Source organism: Alkalibacterium putridalgicola, assembly GCF_040959045.1.
Lineage (GTDB): Bacteria > Bacillota > Bacilli > Lactobacillales > Carnobacteriaceae_A > Alkalibacterium > Alkalibacterium putridalgicola.
Genome location: NZ_CP162615.1, coordinates 2,257,256 through 2,280,253 on the forward strand (window position 1 = coordinate 2,257,256; position 22,998 = coordinate 2,280,253).

The following is a 22,998-nucleotide window of genomic DNA, read 5'->3' on the forward strand; positions in this document are numbered from 1 at the left end:
ACTAGCTCTATTCTTCATATAGTATACCGGGAATGATGATGAATGGAAAATAAAGTTTAAACTATAGAAATAGAGGAATTAACCAATATATCGTTGAAGAAATCAATCGCATATTTTCTCTTTAGTATATCATGATGCTTTTGATTATAGTAATTACACAAACAGCTATAACAGGCTGCTTCACCATTTGAACCTTCACCACAATCACACTGATTAACAACCTCAAATGATTTATTCAGAACTTCTCTAAAGTGTTCTTCATTCGCTTTGCCTAACCTTCTAACATGACCTGCTCCGCCGGGAACAACATCAAACAAAATAAAGCTAGTATCCCATTCACCAGTTTTGATTTTATCGTAGTGTACCGTTCCAGATATATCATTGCGTTCAATTCCTAGCTGCTTGCTCACACCCTCCAGTAATGCATATAGAATAGATAATGCCTCTTTAAAATCTATAAATTGCCCAAAGGAGATATTAGCTACATCTGTTTTAAACTTATGTCCCAAGGTACGTCTATATAACTTTGTATTCGAACATTCTCTTCCAAATGGGGTTTTGTGCGGTTTCTTTTCATCGAAAAAGTGTTCATGGTGCATTTCATCATTTTTTGTTGCATACCCGCAAGAATCGCAAACAAAAAAATTCGATTTATTAATAACTACAAGCTCATCATTGGAAGTTGATTTAATCTTAATATCGTTATTATTAAACTTAAAGTAGGATGAGTCATTTTCTGTGATCTCTTGTTTGTCCCCCACATAATATATTTCACTCTTATAAGTCTTCTCCGGTTTTTTAATCGTCGATTTGGTTACTTGAGGACTGATTATAAATCCATATTCTGGGATAATAAAAGTATTTTCTTTGTACACAACTGTATCACAAATTTCACAGTTTCCTAATTCATCACCGTAAGTGCTTGTATAATGTTTTTTAATATTCACATGTCCGCACATAGGATTAGTGCAAATGCCAAAGTCATATAAATCCCAGACTTTGTTCTGTCCGGAGGGTTTCTTTATATATTGACTTTTATACAAATTTCCATCCGCGATTACTTCAGAACCTGGAGCATACTCTGATATAGCCATCATTAAATCCCTCTGCAATCTTAAATTATTGGATTTACTATAATTTTTAATCGCATTTGAGTCCAGTGAAGTCACTAGTTCAACTGTGTCAACTGGGAATCCATATTTAGGAATAATATTCTTTTTAGATAAAAAGGATGTTATGTTTTCGCTTTTTAACTTGTCAGCGTAGTGAGTTAAGTTATTCACATCATAATTTCTTTTAAATTCACCTTTCATTTTCTCAATCGCTGCTAGTCTTAAATCTTCTATCTCTATTATTTCATTCTTAAATTCATTATATTCTCTGAATAATATTCCTTCTGAAGACTGTAGTTGTGTTAACCAGTTTTCTGTTTTGTTTTTTAAAGAGTCTGGTAAAGAATCTCTAATATATCTTTCAACATCCAACGGTAACTGATTAATAAAGGTGATTAAATCTCTGAAGTTATCTTCATCGAAAAACAGTTCTACATTTTTGTATCGCTCAGGATACTTTTTCCAGTAGGCTGAAATAACAGCTGCATTCATATGCCGTTTAACTATCTTTTCATTCTCTACTTTAAATTTTGGAGGCCGGATTTTCCCTTTAATCATCAATTCTGGTTTCCTATAAAAATTTAAATCGTGAGAAGATAGTCTTGAAAATGTTAATGAATAAGCAGCTGATTCTTTTCTTCGACCCGCTCGACCTGCTCGCTGAGCATAATTAGAGGGTGACGGGGGCATATTTTTCATGAATACCGTTTCCAAGTCTCCAACATCAACTCCCATTTCAAAAGTAGTTGAACAGCTTAAAACGTTGATCTCATTCTTAATAAACATTTCCTGATAACGTTTAGCTTTCTCAGAGCTTAACTGAGCAGTATGTTCTTTAATTCTCAAAGGATAAATATCTAGGTTTAGATACTGTTTACGATAATGATTAGTTTCAAACATTTTTTCCACATTACATTCTCTAAGTTTTCCATAGCATCTATATGTTGAGCAATGGTTATCGATATTGTTGACGGTGAGCTTCCCGCACTTATCACACGTATACCACTTCACATCAAAAGAATTGGACGGTTTAGCTACTAAGTTTTCAACATTCATAACATACTCGTTTGATCGTTTTGCAGCTATTATTTCTTTATTCACTAGCAACTGCCAAATCTTTTCCAAATAGTTATTAATTTTTTCTCTATCATCTGTATCCAAAACTTTAGATAAGAACTCCATTCTAGAGTTCATATATTTAGCCGAGATCCAAGACTTTCTCCAAGAATGTTTTCTATCCTTAGGATCAACAGATAAAGACATGGTAGATTCGAGACCATTGTACAGATAATATTCTTTATCTGCTTTCAGCATTTCTTTAGAGTACGGAAATTCAATCTTACAGTCTCGCTTGAAGCTATTTGCGAGAACTCTTAATAAGGTATCTGCATCTTCTCCTATGACTTCTCCAAGTTGCGGTAGGTTCATATCTTTAAATTGGAAAGATACTAGTCCTAAATTCTCTAAACTATTTCTATCGCTGCTTGAAATCTCATATAAAACTGTTTTCCATGCTTCTTTCAATGAATCCTGATCCTGTTCTAAAACATTCTGATGCTCAAATAAAGCTGCCAGTTTATTAACAAGTTTTATTATTTCGATACCACTCTCTGGAGCGGCTTCTCCTAATACAGTTAACGCTTCGACAAGTAAACGTCGGCGGAGGATGTTGTTGTACGTAAAATCAAAATAACTGGCAAAGTAGGCAGCCTCTTGACGACTATCTGAAAAGACTAAAAGTTGTTTATTTTGAGCGAAAGTATTAACTGTTGATTTTCTCGTTTCTTCAACACTTTCAAATCCAAAAAAATCATTGTCCAATAATTCTTCTTCATCTTTAATTTCTTCTATTTTTGATGGGATTTCTTCATATAAACTTGACCCTATGACACTAGCGGCAGCTTCCTGCCCAATGTAAAAGCCCCTAACGATCGGACCGCGAGTACTACTGGTATTACAGGCTACGCATTTATGCAGCATATTTTTATTAGTCTCTACTTGGATAACATCCACTAAGTTTTCTTCATGACAGCTACAGCCTACACTATTCACCAAGTTTTTCTTTTCGATTTTTCCACATTGCCCGCACAATGTATAATATTGATCTTCATTAATATCACTTTCATCCACGTCTAGTTTGTTAGTGTTTGCGACTAGATAGTATTCTTTAGCCATATCTTCAGATTTACTTTGTTTTAAATAATCGTTCTCAATAGTTCCTGGAATATAGATCTCCCCACAATGTTTACACACTGTAATTTTATAACTTACAAACTCTTCACCGTTAATAAAAGTCTTATCTCTAGGTATTATCGTCAAGTCTTTATGTTTTCCAACTGTAATGAATGCACCTTCTAACGAACGTACAAACATATGATAGCGTGCATCTAATAGTGATATATTGTTTTTTCCAGCTTTCCTAGCAAGAGAGACAAAAGACACAATATCTAATTCATTAATTCCCAATGTCTCACTGATTTTATTGATAGTAACTGGATCTTTATTTAGAATATTGCGCATTTCATAATAGAGTGCATCACTTAGAATAAAATCATAAATAATTTCATTCATTTCTTTTGACTTCGTATTAAAGTTAGGATTGTAACTTTGGATATTATTGATGAGAGTGTTCATTCCACCAGGATGATTAGTTACTTCCAATAATTCTTTATAGATATGTGAAGGATATCTATAGCCTTCTGATGATTTAAAATCTGAGAATCGTATAGCTCTGACTATGCTATCAGTGTTAAAGAGCTGGCCGGCACAAAGTGCAGAAGCAAACTGCTTAATATTTTCATTGTCTCCTTCATCTCCCAGTGTCGCACTGGTCAAAATGAATCTAATTTCTTTAGTGGTCTGCAGAGTATTAATCAACCTTCTCATAAGCATAGACACTTCAATTCCGGTAGCACCAGTATAGGTATGTGCCTCATCAAGTACTATATATTTCCATGACTTTGATTTCTCTCCATGGAAAAACACATTATCATCTGGACGTAACAGAAGATACTCGAGCATTGCATAGTTAGTAATAAATATGTGTGGCGGACGTTCTTTCATCTGATTCCTGGATATGCGTTCATTACTTAAAGGCTTCTGATTATCATTTAATGATAGATATTTATGATAAGCTGCTGTATCCTCTTTTTCTGTTTCTCCTGTGTACGCACCAAAAGAAATATCCGGATAGTCATTAAGCATTTCACGCATTCTTTTCATCTGATCATTTGCCAAAGCATTCATTGGATAAACGATTAATGCTCTCACGCCATCCGTTAACGAACCTTGCTCTTTTTCTCTCATTAAATGATTGATTATGGGAAGCAAAAAAGCTTCTGTTTTACCCGATCCTGTTCCTGTTGTTACAACAATATTTTTATCTTCATTTAGTTTTCTAATAGCAAGCTCTTGATGTTTATACAGTTTTCTACTGAGCAAGCCTTGATTTTTCTGGTTGCCATACATTTTTTTGAACTCGTTGCTTAATATACCTTCGTCTATCATCGAACTAATACTTGTACCAAATTCAAAGGAATCAGAAAAATCCAAATAAGGGCCTTTAGCAAAGTGCTTAGGTTTGTTGATTTGTTTAGTAAATTGGTCCATATAATCCTTGTCATTTATAAAAAAAGTTGTTTCCATATATCTCAGATACTTGTCTACGATATTTTTAGATGCTACGATAGGATCTAAACTCATTTATAACACCTCACTGATTTCTACTGTAATGGTATCAATAACTCTTATATATTCTTCTTTTTCGTGATGTTTCGGGTTAACATGCTTGGATTTTATATCATAATATAATCCATCACCCTCTTTGTCCTCAATCTCCAGTTCGAACATTGAAGAAGTCGCTTCAGCAACCTTAATTAAGAAAGGATTGTACCTAGAAAAATACCACTTTCTCAATTCTTTTGTATCCCAATCTTTAATATAATAAAATCCATCTGCCTCGTAATAGCCTTCCCTTTTAGAAAACCGGAAATTTTGAAGGTGAAAATTATCTAGCGTATAATTCCCATGATATGTTTTGCATTTATTTACTTTAGCAACTTTATTCTTTGTTACTACCAACAAGGGGTCCCCGACAAGGAGTTCTTTTTTAGCTAAAAGCTGCTCAGTAGATCCTTGGCCAAAGAAATCATCTTCTTCAATCAAATAAACTTCAATAGTGTATAACCCATAGTCTAGTTCAAGCTCATGATCTACTACACTTAATTCATCTCTCAGCTCGTATTTTCTTAATACTTTTGATGTTTGCTTATTTTTCAGAACTACTTTTAAGTCGCCTTCTCCAATAAAATAACCTTCCACGAATAATCCACTTATTCCATTTTTAGGTGGATAATAACTTGCTGCAAAGTTCTTTATTTTTGGATGATAATGTATTGTTGCTATCTTTTCTTTCTTACCCTCTACAATAACGCCCAAAGTCAATGGCTCATCTCTTTTTACATAGGTATAATCATGCAAATCAAATAACGTTGTCTGATTATCGACTCTACCATTTACCTTGTAGTGACTCTTACTATCCAGTAAACGCAGTTGGGTAATCGGTTTGTAGTAAGACACCTTTAAATTCTGATCAGAGACCTTGTTATACCAAATATCAGTTACGTGATGGCTAGAATGGTAGCCACTTAAGTCCCATTCTAAATATGGAAGATCAATAGTTATCTTCATTTTCTCTCCAATATTATTCACCAGAGTTAAGCTGGCTATTGCGTTATGTTTGAGCTTAATTTTAATAGGTAACTTTTCCTTGATTTCCAAATGATTACCTGTCTTAAATTCTTTGAGAAGAGCTTCTTCTTTCTTATAATAATAGGTTTGATCAAAAGCATATTCAATGCCTGGAATGACAACCAATTTCTCTGAAATAATCGGTTTATAATTACCTTTCTCTCTGATCATTATCGAGTAGGGTGTTGCTTCTCTGAGTAATTCAGTTGATATAGTGACAACAGCCATAAGCGCATTCGATCCATTCAAGATATTAGAATAAGATGCTTTACAGCAACTTTCTAAAGAATAGTTATTTTCATTGACTGAAAAAGCGTAATCTGATAATTTTTTCTCAGGTGGTATGACTAATCTTATTGTTGGTATCTGAGAGTATAGAGAATATTCATCTTCTAACTTCATGCGAATATTGGGGTATTTATTTTGTATGCTTACTTCGGTTTTAAAGTCTTGCGCATTCGGCTTTATCATCCACTGATCGATTTTTAACAATGAATCACTTTTTAAATAAACTGTATGGATTTTGTATTCAGAGTTTAGACGAGATGTCGTTTCACCATTTTCTACTTCGAGTTTAGTATTTGTTCTAGTTACAATTCTATAATCCTTGTCTTGAATTCTGCTAGGACTGACCTCTACTCCTTCTATATTAAAGATGAGGAATTCTCTGGTTAACAAATCACGTGAATCGTATATCTTCCGTGATCGAGTTGTTATTTCATATCTGAGATCAGCATGGAAGCTTGATAATTCGATTTTCTCGGAATCCGTCTTGAAGAACAACCGATTCTTTATTAATGACAGTTCTTTTCTTGCAAGAAGTGATTCATTCGAGTATACCTCGAGATAGATTGAATCGCTTACATAATCACTATCTATAATTTGCTTGGGGACTTCAAGACAAAGTTTTCCATCGTTCAGACTCATGTGCGCCACGCTGAACCGTTTAATGTACTCTTTCTTCTCTTCTCGCTTTTGATCAGTATTAAAGGTGATTTTAGGACGCAGTTTTTCATATTTCATGAAATAATAGTCGAATCTCGGCATAAAATTATATACAATCTTCTGACTATAATTTAATTCATTAATATAATACAAATATTTCTCTATAACTGGCGCCACGAGACCAGCAGCTCGTACAAAGGCAATCCTGAAAGATTTGGGAAGCTGTTGTCTGGCAATTGTCATTTTAGATCCCTGAAAATCAATATGAATATCTTCATCCTCAATATATCTCGAGAAAAGTTTATGCATGTATTCGACTAATTGCTGAACCTCTTCTTCATCATAGGTTTCTTCCAAATCTTTGAAATAGATATCCTCTAGAAATTCCAGAAACTTATCAACACTAGATTCAGTGATAATAGCATGAGTTAAAATAGTAGTGACGTAACCTTTATTCATATGCCCAATATGAAAGTACAATTGACGTGATTCACAAAAGCTTTCTATTGCTTCTTTACAGATTTTCTGTACATATAATTCATCTGCATCAATTCTTTTGGAGAATTCTTCCCAGAATTGTTTACCTCTATAATCATTAATGGCAAAAAAGACTAAGGCCACAGAGATAATCATATTTGCTTCAACTTTATATAATAATTTTTCTTTCTTTATCAAAGCACGCGCAAAATCGAGTACATCAAAATATTGAACGTCACTTAAATTCAGAGCTCCTATTAGGAACTCGTCCCCTTCTTTTTCAATACCTTCCTCTATAAGAAGTTCTAAGTATCTTAAGTGTTCAGGAAATGCCAACCCATTCACCTCCAGAAAATAGTATGTATATAGAGAGGTACATGCATCAGCACCCCTCTAATCTAAATTAATAATCCACTTGATCGTCTTCTGCCACTCTATCCATCCAGACTTTTTCTTTGTACATATTACTTGCCATTTTTTCTACCTGTTTCATGACAATGAATATGGCACTTTCTGCTTGTTTTGGTGGGTAATCATATTTCTTGAGTAGTCGTTTGATTGTTACGCGCATGTTTGCCCGTGCGCTCTTTCTGACACTCCAGTCAATAGTAATGTTTTTGCGTATGGCCTGAGTCAGTTCATGAGCAATCTTTTTGAGTGTTTCATCTTCCATCATCTTCTTGACAATATCATCCGAAGTTAAAGCATCATAAAAGGCTATTTCATCGTCACTTAATCCTAAGTCTTTTTCCTCATCATGCATTTTCTTAATGTCATGAGCCATCTTGATGAGTTCTTCCATTACCTCTGCATTGGTTATCGCCTGATTGCGGTAGCGATTTAGTGTTTTAGTCAACCGTTCAGAAAACTTCTCCGACTTGACGACATTCCGTTTTTCTATGGATTTAATATTTCCTTCAAGCAGTTTCTTGAGCATTTCCACAGCCAGATTCTTTTCTTTCATTTCTCTAACTTCATCAAGGAATTCTTCAGACAAAATTGACATTTCTGGTCGTTTCATTCCCAATGCATCATAGACGTCAATAACTTCTTCTGAAATAATCGAGCGCTCAAGCATCTGTCTGATTCGAGCATCCATTTCTCTTTTGGATAATGGTGACTTTCCTGTCTCTTTTATCTTGATTAAACTTGCTCTGACAGCTTTGAAGTAACTCACTTCTAGCGCACGATTTTTTCCGACATCTGTTGCTGCACATAGTGAATGAGCTTTGCCTAGTTCTAACGCTATCTGTTTGAATTCTTTCTGCTCATCTTCAGGCTTTCCAAGGATAAAGTTCATTCCACCAGCTATGGCACGCATGCGTTCAACCTTTGAATCACCCATATAGTTTGAATAATCATAGCCATGCATCATGTCTTGAGCAATCTCCAGTTTCTCTTCCATAATATTAATGGCTACTTCAGTATCGATCCCGGTATTTTTACGATCACTTGTCGTGTACTGGTTCAATGCCTGTTTCAAACTTTCAAGTATACCGATGTAATCAACAACAACCCCGCCGGATTTCTCCTTGAAGACACGGTTAACACGCGCAATCGCCTGCATTAAATTATGACCTTTCATCGGCTTATCGATATACATCGTATGCATCGACGGTACGTCAAAACCTGTCAGCCACATGTCTCTGACGATAACGAGCTTCAGTTCGTCTGAGTTGTCTTTCATGCGCTTAGCTAACGTATCTCGGCGCTGCTTGCCTCCGACGTGTTTCTGAAGACGCTCGCTGTCGGCTGCACTCCCGGTCATCACAACTTTAATCTTGCCTTTGTTGACATCATCGTCATGCCATCCAGGTCGGATACGAGTGATTTCATCGTATAAGTCCACACAAATTTTTCGACTCATACAGACGATCATACCTTTCCCGTCCATCGCCTGCTCTTTGGCTTCAAAGTGCTGGACGATATCCTCTGCCATTTTTTTCACACGGTTAGGCGAGCCGACAATGGCTTCCATGCGGGACCATTTCGCTTTGTTTTTATCCCGTTCAGTGTCTTCCTGACCTTCCATGACCTCTTCGAATTCATCATCGATTTTTTTCAGTTCTTCTTCGTTACTCTCTAACTTAATGATACGATTCTCGTAATATATACGAACGGTCGCTTCGTCCTCTACGGCTTGTGTCATATCGTAGGTATCGATGGTGTGTCCAAAGACTGCGACTGTCGAGCGGTCTTCCAAATCGATCGGTGTACCTGTAAAGCCAATAAAAGAAGCATTAGGAAGAGCATCTCTTAAGTACTTGGCATAGCCATACGTCACTTCACCTGTTTTAGTATCCGTTTTAGCTTCCAGTCCATACTGACTTCGGTGGGCTTCATCCGCTATGATGATGACATTTTTACGGTCTGTCAGAACAGGCATATCTTCGTTATCCGGTTTGAATTTCTGAATTGTCGTGAATATGATCCCGCCCGACTGACGTTCGTTAAGTAGATCATACAATCCATTTTTTTCAGTCGAATTTGACGACGAACTTGTCTTCTCTGCATTTGACAGTTTTCTAACGTGTGCCTGTTTAGGTGTTTGTCTAAGTAAATCTTTTGATTTAGAAAAAGTCGCAAACAGCTGGTCATCCAAGTCGTTTCTATCGGTAATGACTACAATCGTCGGGTTATTCAGCTGTCTGACAAGGCCGCCAGTATAGAAGACCATGGAAAAACTTTTCCCAGATCCTTGTGTATGCCAGATGACACCGATTTGACGGTCCCCCTCTTCTTGTGTGGCGATTTTCGTTTTCGTTAAGGCCTTTTTCACTGCAAAATATTGATGATAGGCAGCCAGGATCTTTACGACTGATTTCTTGTCACCAATCCGTTTGCCGTTGTCGTCTTTTTCAATCTCAGAGGATTCCTGAAAGACGATAAAGTGGCGAATGATATCCAACAGACGTTCTTTTTGCAGCATGCCGTTGAACAACACTTCATATTGAGGATTAGATAGTGGTTCGATCGTTTCACCATCGATGGTTCGCCAGTTCATGAACCATTCCTCACTGGATGTAATGGTGCCAGCTTTAGCGTTCGTTCCGTCTGAAATGATATTAAACGCGTTGTAGTAAAAGAGCGATGGTATTTCCCGTTTATATGTTTGTATTTGATTATAGGCATTTTCAATACCTACCTGCTCATCGCTGGCCGATTTCAGTTCTATGACCACAAGCGGTAGTCCGTTAACAAACAGAATTATATCCGGACGTCGTTCTTCTTTTTCTACGATTGTAAACTGATTGACCGCTAAAAATTCATTGTTTGACATATGTTCAAAGTCAACAATATAGGCTCGCTTTGTCCGTATTTCTCCATTACTCTTGAAGCTGACTTCCATCCCGTCCGTCAGTAGACGATGGAAATAGCGATTGTTTTCTTCAAGCAGTGGACTGTTAAAGGTGATCAGCTGTCTATAAGCCTCATCCAATGCTTCTTGTGGTAATTCAGGGTTGATCCGTCTCAAGGCTTCTTTGACTCGAATAGAAAGCAAAACCTCTTTAAAGTCATGGCGTTCCTCCTGGCTCCCGCCAGGAGAAATGTCTACGCCTGACAGATACTCATAACCTAAGTTACCTAAAATCTCAATCGCTGCTTCTTCTAAAAAATCTTCTGTAAAGTGCTCGAACAAACTCATGAAATAACCTCCTTTCTATTGAGTCATACTCTCTTCCAGTTCATCTAAAGGTACACGGATCTCTCCAGACATGAGTTTAGGGAGAAGGGTGTCTCTTATTTCACGAAGCTTTTTATTCTGCAATCCAGTCACTTTTATATTTTTGTTTATTTCCTTTGCAATAAAACTGAACTTTTTAATGTAATGTAATTCGGGAATAACTACATTATAATTATTTAATAAAGAACTCAAGTCTAAATTCTTTATCCCTGTAGTCCCATTTTCAAAGTTAAAGAATATTTTTTGATCATATAAAAATTTCCAAAAATAATAAAAAAACTCTTGATATATATCATTTCTTAATTTAATAGATCTACAGAAATTTGTACACACTACTGGAGCATCAAATCTATCTAACAATTCCTTAGATACATAGCCAATTCTTCCAGTAGATTGTGTGGGACTTCCTCCCGAAATTTCTACTATTAAATTTCCATCTTGAAGTTCTTTTTTGTTTAAATTCTTTTCCAATATAAATCTAATAGGAACTTTTCCGCTGTTTCCCTTATTAAGTTCATTAATATCCGCTCCACGAATACAATAGACTTTTTCCTTATAATTTTTTTGTGGTGTGTTTTTTCCCCAGTCGCCACCAATTATGTTATCAACAAATTTCGATAGGTTTCCTATTTCCCATGTTTCTGGAATCAATCCTATTTCACTTTCAACCATCTCTCCACCACTAGACTTATAAGGTTCACCATTTTCATTCGGAAATTCAAAGTCAACAAACCATTGCTTAAATAAGGCTTGTGCCATATTCTCTAGCGTTTCATTGATTTGATTGTTTACTTCAATCTTTTCATCAAGAGTGGAGAGAACGTTTGCTATGGCTTTTTGTTCTTGAAGTGATGGTAAAGATATACTAGTGTTTTCTAAAACATCTTTTTGTGCTCTTTGTCTTCCAGTCGTTCCTGTCATTGATTTTATTGCTACTTGTCTTAAGTTATCAGAAATTGCTAAATAGTATATGAAATCCTTATCAGTTAATCCTTCTTTTTCTCTTAATACAATAAATTCAGTGGATCCGAAACCTACTTCCCCATCATCCAATACACTTACTTGTGCAGTTTTTCCATTTTCTAAACAAGGGGTAATTCTTGCTAATAGTGTATCCCCATTTCTGAATTTTGTACCACTTTTAAATTCAGTTACTTCATATCCATCAATTGTTCTATTGAATTCGTTTAGTCTACTCATTCCAATTTTTTTAGCCATCGTTCCTTTTTTGATCGATTCTCTAGGATTAAATATCATTACATCTTTCAATAGTGCTTTTTCCCAATTATTAAAAGTCATATCCTATTCCTCCTAGATTCTTTCTGATTTCTTCTTCTAGGTGGTGTGATTTTGCAAATAGTTCTGCTAATTCCGCAGTCATATCATCCATTTTAACTTCAAACGGAATACCGTCATCTTCTACTTCTTCAATGCCGACGTAACGTCCTGGAGTCAATACATATTCATGTTTTCTAATTTCCTCAAGAGTTGCTGCTTTATTGAATCCTTGGACATCAACATATTCACCCTCTTTACTACGCCAATCATGGTATGTTCCTGCTATATTTTCAATATCTTCGCTTGTCAATTCCCGATGAGTACGATCTACAAGATTACCAACCTGTCTAGCATCTATAAATAATACTCCCTTATTTCTTTCTCTTTGAGCTCCAGTTTCATTTTTGTTTTTTCTTAGTATCCATAGAGAAACTGGAATGGGTGTAGAATAGAATAGCTGACTAGGCAATGAAACAATTGCATCCACCATATCGGCTTCAAGTAAGTTCTTTCTGATTTCACCTTCATTAGAAGTATTCGAACTTAACGATCCATTAGCTAAGACCACGCCGGCTGTTCCATTTGGCGCTAAGTGATAAAGGATGTGTTGAAGCCATGCATAGTTGGCATTCCCTTTTGGAGGAATTCCAAACTTCCAGCGTACATCATCAACTAAATGCTCTCCGCCCCAGTCACTGATATTAAAAGGCGGGTTTGCTAAAATAAAATCACTTTTCAATGTTTTGTGTAAGTCATTATGAAAGGTGTCTGCATAGTGGTCTCCTAAATTTGCTTCGAGACCTCTGATAGCCATATTCATCTTGCAGAGCTTCCAAGTTGTAGGGTTATACTCTTGCCCGTAAACAGATAGATCCTCTACGCGTCCTTGATGATCTTCTACAAATTTTTCACTTTGAACAAACATGCCGCCCGATCCACAGCATGGGTCATATACTCGGCCACGGTATGGTTCAATCATTTCTACAAGGGTTTTAACTACGCTGGCCGGCGTGTAGAACTCTCCGCCGCCCTTCCCCTCAGCTGAAGCAAACTGGCCTAGGAAGTATTCATAGACACGTCCAAGTAAATCCTGTTCGCCGTTTTTATGTAGCTTGATTGTAGAAATTAAATCGATCAGCTCACCTAAACGTCGCTTATCCAATTCTGGACGGGCATAACGTTTATCCAGGACACCTTTTAAAGAAGGGTTCTCTTTTTCGATTAAAATGAGGGCATCATCAATATACTGTCCGATTTTCTCATCTTTGGCATTATCACGAATATACGACCAACGTGCTTCTTTTGGTACCCAGAATATGTTTTCTGCCGCGTATTCATCTCGGTCTTCTTCAAATCCCATACCTTCCTCAACTAGTTCATCGTGCTTGGTCTCAAATTTATCTGAGATATATTTTAAGAATAGTAGTCCCAGTACAACATACTTGTAATCTGATGCATCCATACTGCCACGTAACTTATCTGCCGCTTTCCAAAGTGTTTCCTCAAAACCAATGTTACCTGTTTGCTCTACCATTATTTTCTCCTCCATCAATCTATTCAAATTTTTAGTGTACTTAATATAAGTATAGTTATCCTTATTGTACGTGTGTTCACAGTCTTATTCAATTCTATTATTAAAATATTGTTAATCAAACGTTTAACTAATATATAAATATCCTTTGTATATCTCATCAGTCACTGCTTCTTTGATGTTTGTTTTAGTAATTTTCAACTTATCATTACTTCTGAGCTGAATTGTTTTTGGATAACCGTCTGTATTTTCCATGTGTGTGATAAGACTGGAGTTCGTTCCCTTACCCTTCATGGAATGAGGGAGCGGTCCGAATAAAACTAAACGATAATTAGGGTTGTATTGAATAGATGTAAAGTCTTTATTGGTTGCTTTCGAGTAATCCAAATAACACTCTACTCGCCCCTTATCTATGCCTAAGTCTTTTAAGCAACCCTTTATTATATTCTCACCAATTTTGGAATCACCGATTATTAAGATCTTACCATCTGGAAATGTATCATATATTGGTTCTGGGTCTACTTCCGGCATTAAATCTTCCATACCTAAACCAGTTAAATACTCTTGTATTCGATTATTATCATTAGCTTTCTTAATTTCTTTTTGGAAACGATATGAGGCCTCTGTAATAATATCGAGCAAGATATCACTCGTCACAACCATTATATTCCCTCCTCCACAAGATTCTTTCTCTTTTCTCGAACAAGTTCTATTTGCTTCTCAAGCATAATTAATCGTTCGTTTAGTTCATTGTACTCGGCAGCAATTTCATCTTGTTTTTTCTTATCCAAGTTAGGTATTTGTACTTTTTTCAAATCTTTAATGCTGATATTTTTCATGACTGATCCCTTAGATAATCGGTTGAGTTGAGATTGACCTTTCTCACTTTGTAAATAGGCAAGAGCGAATGTAGGATTTATTTTCTCTTCATCCAATTCTAGGAAATAAAGATTTCCGTTAGCTAGTATTTTTTCATCCTCTTCTACATGAGCAAGAGCGATTTTAAAAGGTGCATTTTTTGAAATAATCAGATTTTTATCATTGATACAATATCTCTCATGCTTGTCATCAATTCTCTCTAATGGGGGGAGATTTGAATCTATTCTACCGTCTTGAATATTCTGAAGCATCAAGTAACGATAATTAGTTTCCTGATCGCTTATTAATTCATCCAATTCACTTGATTTAATCATTGAGCCCCTACTGATGTTCGAAGTGATTTCATCTAACTCTATTCCATGGACTATATCTTCTAACCCAATATAGTGAGGATTATATAGAATATAATCCTTATTTTTGATTTCTTCATGTGTTACTGCTCTACTAATTTCACTTTTCTTATCATACGCATCTAATATCATTTGAATATCTTTCTCTTTTAGTACATTCTTTCTACGCTCTGATGTATAAATTTCAGAGGCATCAACCATTTTTACGTCTGTATTGTTCTCACTCAAAACGACCATTGTGATTGGAATTGCCGTTGATGATAACAAGTTGGCAGGAAGTTGGATGATTCCTTCTATAACTTTTTGCTCAATCAAGTGACGTCTAAACTCTGTGTCCCCAGAATTAAATGTTCCACCATTACTCATTAAAAAGACAGTTCGTCCTGGTTGCTTAGTATTTAAGTAAGCGGCCATAGCGTAAACCCAATCTCCAGAGACAGTTCGCCCTGATTCCTCAAAATAACTTTTTAATTTCTTATTATGTTTCATGTATTCTTCTAATTGTCTATATCTCATCCCGAAAGGAAAATCCGAAAACACTTTATTTGCTTCTAAGTGACTATAATCTTTACTAATCATATTACCTGATATGATCTCAATTGGAAGCTGGGTAACATACTGTCGTAACTTACTGATAACTATATTTGATTGATTTAATTCCACGCCATAATTATTTTTAGTCTTACTTTCCAATGTAGCTTGCATTAAGAAAGAAGAGCCTCCTGATCCCAGGTCCAGTACTTTATCACTTTTCGATATATCCAACAATTTAATAGCCAGATTCACGATGCCTTCAGGTGTTTGGCTTACATTTATTTCAGAGTACAAACGTGGTTCTGTAAACAGAACGACACCTCTCAAATCATCGATAGTATATTTCTCTGAATATTCTTTAATTTCTCTCGAAAATCTTTCCCATGTTGCTTTCAAACTTCGTAAAACCGTTTCATCTTTTAATACTTTATTAATTTCTTCAACAGGGGAAACATCATTCTGCTCTTTTAAAGCTATTGCCAAAGTAGAAGCCGAAATAACAATATCTAAATATTCTTCTTTTCTGATTTGCCCTCTTACTAAATCTAAAAAGAAATCTGCAGCTTTTTCGTATTCTGTTTGGTTCTTCAATTCTTCAAAATATGTTTTATCCAAAATTAACGCCTCCAATTTTTATTATATGGTTATTATAAACCATATAATAAAATAAGTAAATGGTTTTTAATAACCATTTTAACTTTTCTTTTATTTTTTATTCATTGTAAATAAAAAAACTCAGATCACAAATAATCTTTTTCCTGTTAGATTCCACATCTAACCGATAGATTATCCATATGAACTGAGTTCTTTCACTTGCTATTACTTATCTTTTAAACCATCTTCTGCTCTTTAATCAGCAGTTTGCCTTCGTAGTCTTCGATCTTGTAATCCAGACGGTCGAGGACTTTTTCCATTTCCTCTTTTTTCTTCAAAAGCTGTTCTCTTTCTTCTATTAGGATCTCTTTGCGTTCTAAAAGGGTATCGTCGCCTTCACGAACAAGGTCCGTATAGCGCTTCAGCACATCCAGCGACAGTCCCGCAGTTCTCATGCAGGCAATGAAATCGATCCACTTCAGGTCGTCTTCGCTGAAGGTCCGGATGCCCGCTTCGTTCCTTTTGATAGGCGGAAGCAGGTTGATGCTTTCATAATAGCGAATGGTTGACGGACTTAAACTCATTTCTTTAGCGACCGTGGATATATTCATATATCGTTCCTCCTTAACATTCGCTTTAAGTCTATCACTTAAGCGCAGCGTCTAGACGTTCTATTTTTTCTGCTGTTCACGGTCTGCGATCGATACGCCTGATAACCGCTTGACCATTTCAGGATCACGGTGATCAAAGAAGAGAGACTGTCCTTCGTTCAGTTCAGAAATCCTGTTCATGTCCTCTTCAGACAAGGTAAAGTCCTGACTGTTGAAGTTCTGTTCGATTCTGTCTTTGTGTACAGATTTTGGTATCGCAACGATATTATTCTGAGTCAGCCAGCGCAGGATGACCTGAGCTGCTGTTTTATCGTACTTCTTACCGATCTCGACGAGTGTTTTATTATTGAAGATATCATCTTTTCCTTCTGCAAAAGGGGCCCATGATTCATGCACGACACCGTATTCTTCCATGACAGCGTGATCTTCTTTACGCTGATAGAATGGGTGGGTTTCGATTTGATTGACTGCCGGTGTCACGTCATTATGCAGGATCAGATCAACTAAGCGGTCTGAATGGAAATTGCTTACGCCGATCGCTTTAAGTTTGCCTTCTTTATTCAGTTCTTCCATCGCTCTCCATGAGCCATAAACGTCGCCGTATGGCTGATGAATGAGATAGAGATCGATATAATCGATCTGCAGGCGTTCCAGGGCTTCGTCGACCGCAGCCAGGGTACTTTCGTATCCGGCATCTTCGATCCAGAGTTTGGTTGTCAGGAAAATCTCTTCTCTTGGTACGCCACTCTTTCTGATCGCTCTGCCTACCGCTTCTTCATTCGTGTATGAACGCGCCGTGTCGATTAGACGATACCCTGTTTCCAGTGCATCAAGTACTGCCTGTTCACATTCGTTTTCATCAGGGATTTGAAAGACCCCAAAGCCAAGTAAAGGCATTTCCAGTCCATTGTTCAGTTTGATTGTTTCCATTATTCTTTTCCTCCTCGGATTTTCTTACAGTTGATTTCAGTTATTCGGATAAGGCTTAGCACCCACCACATGATGCGGCACATACAGTTCTTCCAGATAGTCCATTTCCTCTTTAGTCAATGAGATATCTAAAGCGGCGACGGCATCATCGATATATTTTGCTTTGGTCGCACCGATGACCGGTGAAACGACCTGCGGCTGATGCAAAAGCCAGGCTAAAGCGACTTGAGCACGGGGCACGCCTTTTTTCTCGGCTAATTCGCCAACGCGATCCGCAATGCGCTTGTCCTGTTCTTCGGTACTGCCGTATTTCATCTCCTGAATTTTATCTGTTTTTGACCGCTCCGTTTCCACTGACCAGTCACGCGCCAGACGTCCAGATGCCAGCGGGCTGTATGGCGTCAGAGCAACTTTCTGATCCTCACAAAGCGGATTCATCTCGCGTTCCTCTTCACGGTACAAGAGGTTATAGTGGTTCTGCATCGACACGAATTTCGTCCAGCCATTCTTCTCAGCGACATACTGAGCTTTCTGGAACTGCCAGGCAAACATGGCTGAAGCCCCTATGTATCGGGCTTTTCCTGATTTTACCACATCATGAAGAGCTTCCATCGTTTCTTCGATCGGTGTGTCGTAATCCCAGCGGTGAATGATGTAGAGATCCACGTAATCCATTCCCAGACGCTCGAGCGACTGGTCGATCTCATGCATGATGTTCTTGCGTGAGAGACCGCCGCCATTAGGCTTGTCCCGCATCGATCCGTGGACTTTGGTCGCCACAACGATATCCTCACGCTCAGCAAAGTCATTTAGGGCCTTGCCTAAGATACGTTCACTTTCTCCTTTGGAATAGACATTAGCCGTATCAAAAAAGTTGATGCCTAAATCTAAAGCGTGCTTGATGATCTTGCGGCTGTCTTCTTCTTTCAAGACCCAGTCGTGGATCCAGTTTTCCGGATCCCCGAAACTCATCGCACCTAGACAAATGGGGGTGACATCCATTCCTGTATTGCCGAATTTTACCGTTTTCATGTATCGCACTCTCCTTTGATTTGATATGTTAACTTTACCACTTAAAGTTGGGTTTAAGTCAACTAAAACTCTGGTCTTTTTTAAGATAAGTGTCAGATTTTCTTATCCCTAACCGTTATTTTAAGAAGTGACGGCTGTTCCTTCTGAAACTCCTTAAGATAATATCTGAACTTCAGGAGTTTCACTATATATTCTCCAGACTCCTGAAGTTCGGCCTGAATCTTCAGAAGTAAACGACTTATTCGGTCTCACTTCTGACGTTTCAGACTGCTGACTCTGATTCGATACAAGGGGGTCATACGCGCAAAGCAGCGCGTATGCTCTTTCTGAAAAAGCACTGACAAAACCGACTATATAGTCTTTTTTGTCAGTGCTAAGGTCATACTATTTATTTCAGATTTTCACCATTTGACTCAATGACTTGTTTATACCAGTCAAATGATTTTTTCTTCTTTCGTTCCATCGTTCCGGATCCGTCATCGTGCTTGTCGACGTAGATGAAACCGTAACGCTTGGCGTATTCACCGGTCGAGGCACTGACCAGGTCGATACAGCCCCAGCTCGTATAACCGATAACGTCCACGCCGTCTTTGACCGCCTCTTTCATTTCTGCAATGTGTTCACTCAGATAATCAATACGATAGTCATCCTGAATGGATCCGTCTTCTTCGACTTTATCATAAGCACCCAGACCATTTTCAACGATCATCAGCGGTTTCTGGTAACGTCCATATAATTCGTTCAAGGAGATACGTAGACCGACCGGATCGATTTCCCAGCCCCAGTCACTCGCTTCAAGGAATGGATTTTTAACGCCTCCGATAAGATTTCCCTGACCCATTTCCTCAGGTGATTTATTTTTCTTGTCTGTACGGGACATATAATAGCTGAATGAAATAAAGTCGACAGTACCGTTTTGACTGCTGCTTCTTAAGATTAAGGTGGATCTTAAGGAGTTTTCTTCAATATCAGCTCAAGTCCTATAGATAACGAGCCATTCATTCAAAAAAGCCCCTTCTAGCTATAAACTGGACCCTATAGAATAGACACGGATAAAAAACCCTTATTCGTTCTCTATTTTATAGGGTTCTTTATTGTATAATGAACCCAACTATATGAGTTCAAAGGAGAGCGTTGACATGGGAAGAAATTATTTTACAGAGGAAGAGCGAAGAGAACTTGAAGAAAATCCTTTTGTAGAGAAAGCATCAACTAAAGCAGTAACTTACTCAGAGGCATTCAAAGACCATTTCGCTAAAGAAAAAGCTCTCGGAAAAGGACCTACGCAAATTTTTAGAGACGCAGACTTTGATGTGATAGCGTTAAGGAAAGACCGTATAAAGACTTTTTCCAGACGAATTAAAAATATGAGCCATCGCCCAGAAGGATTTATGGATTTACGTAGTGAATCCAGTGGAAGACCCCGTACTAAAGAAAGAACTCAAGAAGAAGAAATCGCACACTTGAAACATAAAGTCGCCCTTCAAAAACAACAGATAGATGCCCTAAAAAAAACAAATTTTATCCATCGGAAGGCCAAGAGGGCTTCACACAAGAAAAATTCCAACTCATTAAAGACCTAACAAAACGAGATCATAATTTGTTAAATATATCATGGCTATGTGAGATTGCTTTAGTTTCACGTTCGGGGTATTACAACTGGTTGAAATCTGAAGAGAGTCGAAAGAAAAAAGAAGAACAAGATCAGCACGATTTTAATTTGATACTTGAAGCCTATACACATCGCGGCTATGATAAAGGATCCAGAGGGATCCATATGCGACTGTTACACATGGAGATACTCATGAACCGGAAGAAAATCCAGCGCTTAATGAGAAAGTTTGGACTGTTCTGCCCTATAAGAAAACCGAATCCGTATAAGCGCATGGCAAAAGTACGCCAGGAACATGCGTTAAAACCTAATCTCGTTAACAGAGAATTTAGAGCCTACGGTCCACGAACGATCCTCTTAACAGATATCACCTATCTCTTTTACGGGCGAGGAAGGAAAGCTTATTTATCTGCCGTGATTGATGCATTCACGAACCAGGTCTTAGCGTATCAATTAAGTGAATCCTTAAGTATTGATTTTGTTTTAGAGATGATTGAAGACCTTTTGATCAACCATGACATTTCAAAACAACAGAAAACCCTGATCCATTCCGACCAGGGCATTCACTATACAAGTATAAAATTTCAAAAATTACTCGCGGATAAAGAACTGCGTCAATCTATGTCACGAAGAGGAAACTGTTGGGATAACGCTCCCCAAGAATCCTTCTTTGGACACATGAAAGACGAAATAGCTTATCTTGGTGATGTTGAGGCGTTCTCAGACCTTCACCCCATTATTGATGACTATATGGATTATCATAATACAGAACGCTATCAGTGGAAACTGGCGAAATTATCTCCTAATCAATATTATGATTATTTTAAAACGGGTGTGTATCCCCTGAGTCATTTGGTGAAAACGCCTGATTTTCCTGAGATTCAAGTACCGATAGAATATCCTCATTAAAGCGATCAAAATATTTTTCCTCTAATTGTGTCCATTTTTCGGGTTTGAAAACAGCAGGATAATAAAAATCTAAATCCAGTTTTGCATGAACATAGAGGTCGTATTCCATTTCGATAGCTGGATATTTTAAAATCCATTTCAACCGATCAATCAAATAATCTTCGGAATACATTTGATCAGTCACCTGGCGAAAGGAGTGGAAGTACACCCTCTGTTCGCTTTCAGTCAATGTTTCAAAATAACGTAACATCCAGTTTGGATAAACGCGTTCTGTATGCATGTCTCTAAAGATTGAGAAACCAAGGGTTTCTAGGCTATTAAAATCCTTCTTATTCATTTTTTTGTTGGATAATCCCCACCCAAAATCTAAGTATTGATCCAGGCTTAAACGTATTATCGCTCCTCCTATGACGTTATCATAGAAGGAGCGATAATAAATTATAAGGGGTTTTTATCAAACTGTCCTTGACATGGGGTCCAGTTTACTAAGTAGAAGGGGCTTTTTCACATTTTAATGATCAGTCGACTTTTTCAGCTTCTTTCCGGACGGTGACCGGTTCAGGCTCGCTGTCTCCGGAAAGCATTCTTTCTGCGACCAGCAGTAGGATAGGCAGGATGATGTCATCTGCATACCCCACCATTGGAATGAAGTCTGGAATGATATCGACAGGACTCAGGATATATAGAATGATCCCTGCGACCATCACTTTCTTTTTCGTTTCGACTTTGGCATCAAAAAGAGACATAGCTAATGATTTAATTTTTTTCATTGGTGTTTTGTTCTGTTTTTTGTGAAGTTTCATCATTCAGCATCCTTTCATGCGTAGTGATACGCGTCAGTTGGCTAGTTATTGGTTACCAGCATCCTAGGTATTTTTTGTACAGTATTAGTATACATCAACCATAGATAGAATAAATCAGTCTTAAGGACTATCTTTCATGACCTCATAACTGAAAGCTCGGCATTTCTTTATCGCTCCTTCGACTGCTTCCTATTAGACTTTCTCAACGTAAAGGGCTAGAATAGTTAGAGCGTGACTTAAGTTATGATTTATTTTGACTCATGAATAACTGCGCTGCTGCGAATAAGTTTAAATAATCAAGGATTAAGGAGTGGTCAAGTGAATTGGGCTGTACTGGATATATTGGGTGCCATCGCGTTTGGGATAAGCGGGACGCTGGTTGCTTCAGAAGAAAACTATGACTTGCTGGGAGCCTATATCCTTGGGTTCACCACAGCTTTTGGCGGCGGGACGATAAGGAACTTGCTCTTAGGAGCTTCTGTCGAAGGGATATGGATACAAAGAAACTTATTTATCATCGCTTTTGTTTCAATTACCTTTGCCTTTTTCTTCCCGCATAAATGGAAATCACACTTCACACACACTGCCGTCTTTTTCGATGCCGTAGGACTGGCTGCGTTTGCTATTCAGGGTGCCAATTATGCCGTCTCGATCGATGCGCCATTAGTTGCCGTCGTGACTGCCGCTGTTTTGACCGGTTCCGGCGGAGGAATGGTGCGGGATTTGCTCGCCGGACGCAAACCCATGATCTTCTATTCAGAAATCTATGCTTTGTGGGCCGCCTTTGCTGGTCTGTTTATTGGACTTGGCTGGATCAGCGGGCCCTACGTCGTAACGGTCCTCTTCGTTGCTCTCATCGCGCTTCGAGTTGCCTCTGTCTACTATAAATGGACGCTTCCTCATTATTTCTCTGCACAGAAGCGAATCGGCTTCGATCCCGAAGAATAACGTTTTAACAAACTGACTA

At 37.6% G+C, this 22,998-nt stretch carries 15 protein-coding genes and 1 pseudogene; 3 read left to right on the forward strand and 13 right to left on the reverse strand.

Annotation, left to right across the window (positions count from 1 at the left end):
- Positions 1–56 precede the first annotated feature (56 nt).
- The 11 genes and pseudogenes from AB4027_RS10785 to AB4027_RS10835 form a co-directional block, all read right to left on the reverse strand.
- On the reverse strand, positions 57–4,814 hold the full coding sequence (locus AB4027_RS10785) for a DEAD/DEAH box helicase (protein WP_368645335.1): 4,758 nt from the start codon (positions 4,812–4,814) through the stop codon (positions 57–59).
- Positions 4,815–7,619: a hypothetical protein gene (locus tag AB4027_RS10790; protein WP_368645336.1), complete on the reverse strand. Its 2,805-nt coding sequence runs from the start codon at positions 7,617–7,619 to the stop codon at positions 4,815–4,817.
- 67 nt (positions 7,620–7,686) lie between these two features.
- Positions 7,687–10,929, reverse strand: coding sequence for a type I restriction endonuclease subunit R (locus AB4027_RS10795; protein WP_368645337.1), 3,243 nt, complete (start codon positions 10,927–10,929; stop codon positions 7,687–7,689).
- A 15-nt stretch (positions 10,930–10,944) separates the two neighbouring features.
- A complete protein-coding gene (locus tag AB4027_RS10800) occupies positions 10,945–12,267 on the reverse strand; it encodes a restriction endonuclease subunit S (RefSeq protein WP_368645338.1) in 1,323 nt (440 codons plus the stop codon).
- Positions 12,257–13,780: a type I restriction-modification system subunit M gene (locus AB4027_RS10805; protein ID WP_368645339.1), complete on the reverse strand. Its 1,524-nt coding sequence runs from the start codon at positions 13,778–13,780 to the stop codon at positions 12,257–12,259. Before AB4027_RS10805 ends, AB4027_RS10800 begins: the two co-directional genes overlap by 11 nt.
- A gap of 123 nt (positions 13,781–13,903) precedes the next feature.
- Positions 13,904–14,440 carry a hypothetical protein gene (locus AB4027_RS10810; RefSeq protein ID WP_368645340.1) on the reverse strand — a complete coding sequence of 179 codons (537 nt, stop codon included), beginning with the start codon at positions 14,438–14,440 and terminating at the stop codon, positions 13,904–13,906.
- Positions 14,440–16,155 carry an N-6 DNA methylase gene (locus tag AB4027_RS10815; RefSeq protein WP_368645341.1) on the reverse strand — a complete coding sequence of 572 codons (1,716 nt, stop codon included), beginning with the start codon at positions 16,153–16,155 and terminating at the stop codon, positions 14,440–14,442. Before AB4027_RS10815 ends, AB4027_RS10810 begins: the two co-directional genes overlap by 1 nt.
- A gap of 215 nt (positions 16,156–16,370) precedes the next feature.
- Positions 16,371–16,745 (reverse strand): MerR family transcriptional regulator, encoded by a 375-nt coding sequence (locus AB4027_RS10820; protein WP_368645342.1) that lies wholly within the window; start codon positions 16,743–16,745, stop codon positions 16,371–16,373.
- 60 nt (positions 16,746–16,805) lie between these two features.
- Entirely contained in the window at positions 16,806–17,675 is an 870-nt protein-coding gene (locus AB4027_RS10825; protein WP_368645343.1) for an aldo/keto reductase, read from the reverse strand.
- 36 nt (positions 17,676–17,711) lie between these two features.
- Positions 17,712–18,707 (reverse strand): aldo/keto reductase, encoded by a 996-nt coding sequence (locus AB4027_RS10830; RefSeq protein ID WP_368645344.1) that lies wholly within the window; start codon positions 18,705–18,707, stop codon positions 17,712–17,714.
- A gap of 388 nt (positions 18,708–19,095) precedes the next feature.
- Positions 19,096–19,617 (reverse strand): annotated as a pseudogene (locus AB4027_RS10835) (family 1 glycosylhydrolase); the annotation flags it as partial.
- 229 nt (positions 19,618–19,846) lie between these two features.
- On the opposite strand from AB4027_RS10835, the gene AB4027_RS10840 reads away from it, so the two are divergent.
- Both AB4027_RS10840 and AB4027_RS10845 read left to right on the forward strand, forming a co-directional pair.
- Entirely contained in the window at positions 19,847–20,290 is a 444-nt protein-coding gene (locus AB4027_RS10840; protein ID WP_368644674.1) for an HTH domain-containing protein, read from the forward strand.
- A gap of 17 nt (positions 20,291–20,307) precedes the next feature.
- Positions 20,308–21,228, forward strand: a complete 921-nt coding sequence (locus tag AB4027_RS10845; RefSeq protein WP_091482215.1) for an IS3 family transposase — start codon at positions 20,308–20,310, stop codon at positions 21,226–21,228.
- On the opposite strand, the gene AB4027_RS10850 is transcribed toward AB4027_RS10845, so the two are convergent.
- Entirely contained in the window at positions 21,143–21,565 is a 423-nt protein-coding gene (locus AB4027_RS10850) for a hypothetical protein (protein ID WP_143059437.1), read from the reverse strand. The two genes, AB4027_RS10845 and AB4027_RS10850, sit on opposite strands and share 86 nt — an antisense overlap.
- 181 nt (positions 21,566–21,746) lie before the next feature.
- Positions 21,747–22,031: a YkvA family protein gene (locus AB4027_RS10855; protein WP_368645345.1), complete on the reverse strand. Its 285-nt coding sequence runs from the start codon at positions 22,029–22,031 to the stop codon at positions 21,747–21,749.
- A gap of 318 nt (positions 22,032–22,349) precedes the next feature.
- Between AB4027_RS10855 and AB4027_RS10860 the strand changes: the two genes are divergently transcribed.
- Entirely contained in the window at positions 22,350–22,979 is a 630-nt protein-coding gene (locus AB4027_RS10860) for a trimeric intracellular cation channel family protein (RefSeq protein WP_368645346.1), read from the forward strand.
- The last annotated feature ends 19 nt before the right edge of the window (positions 22,980–22,998 follow it).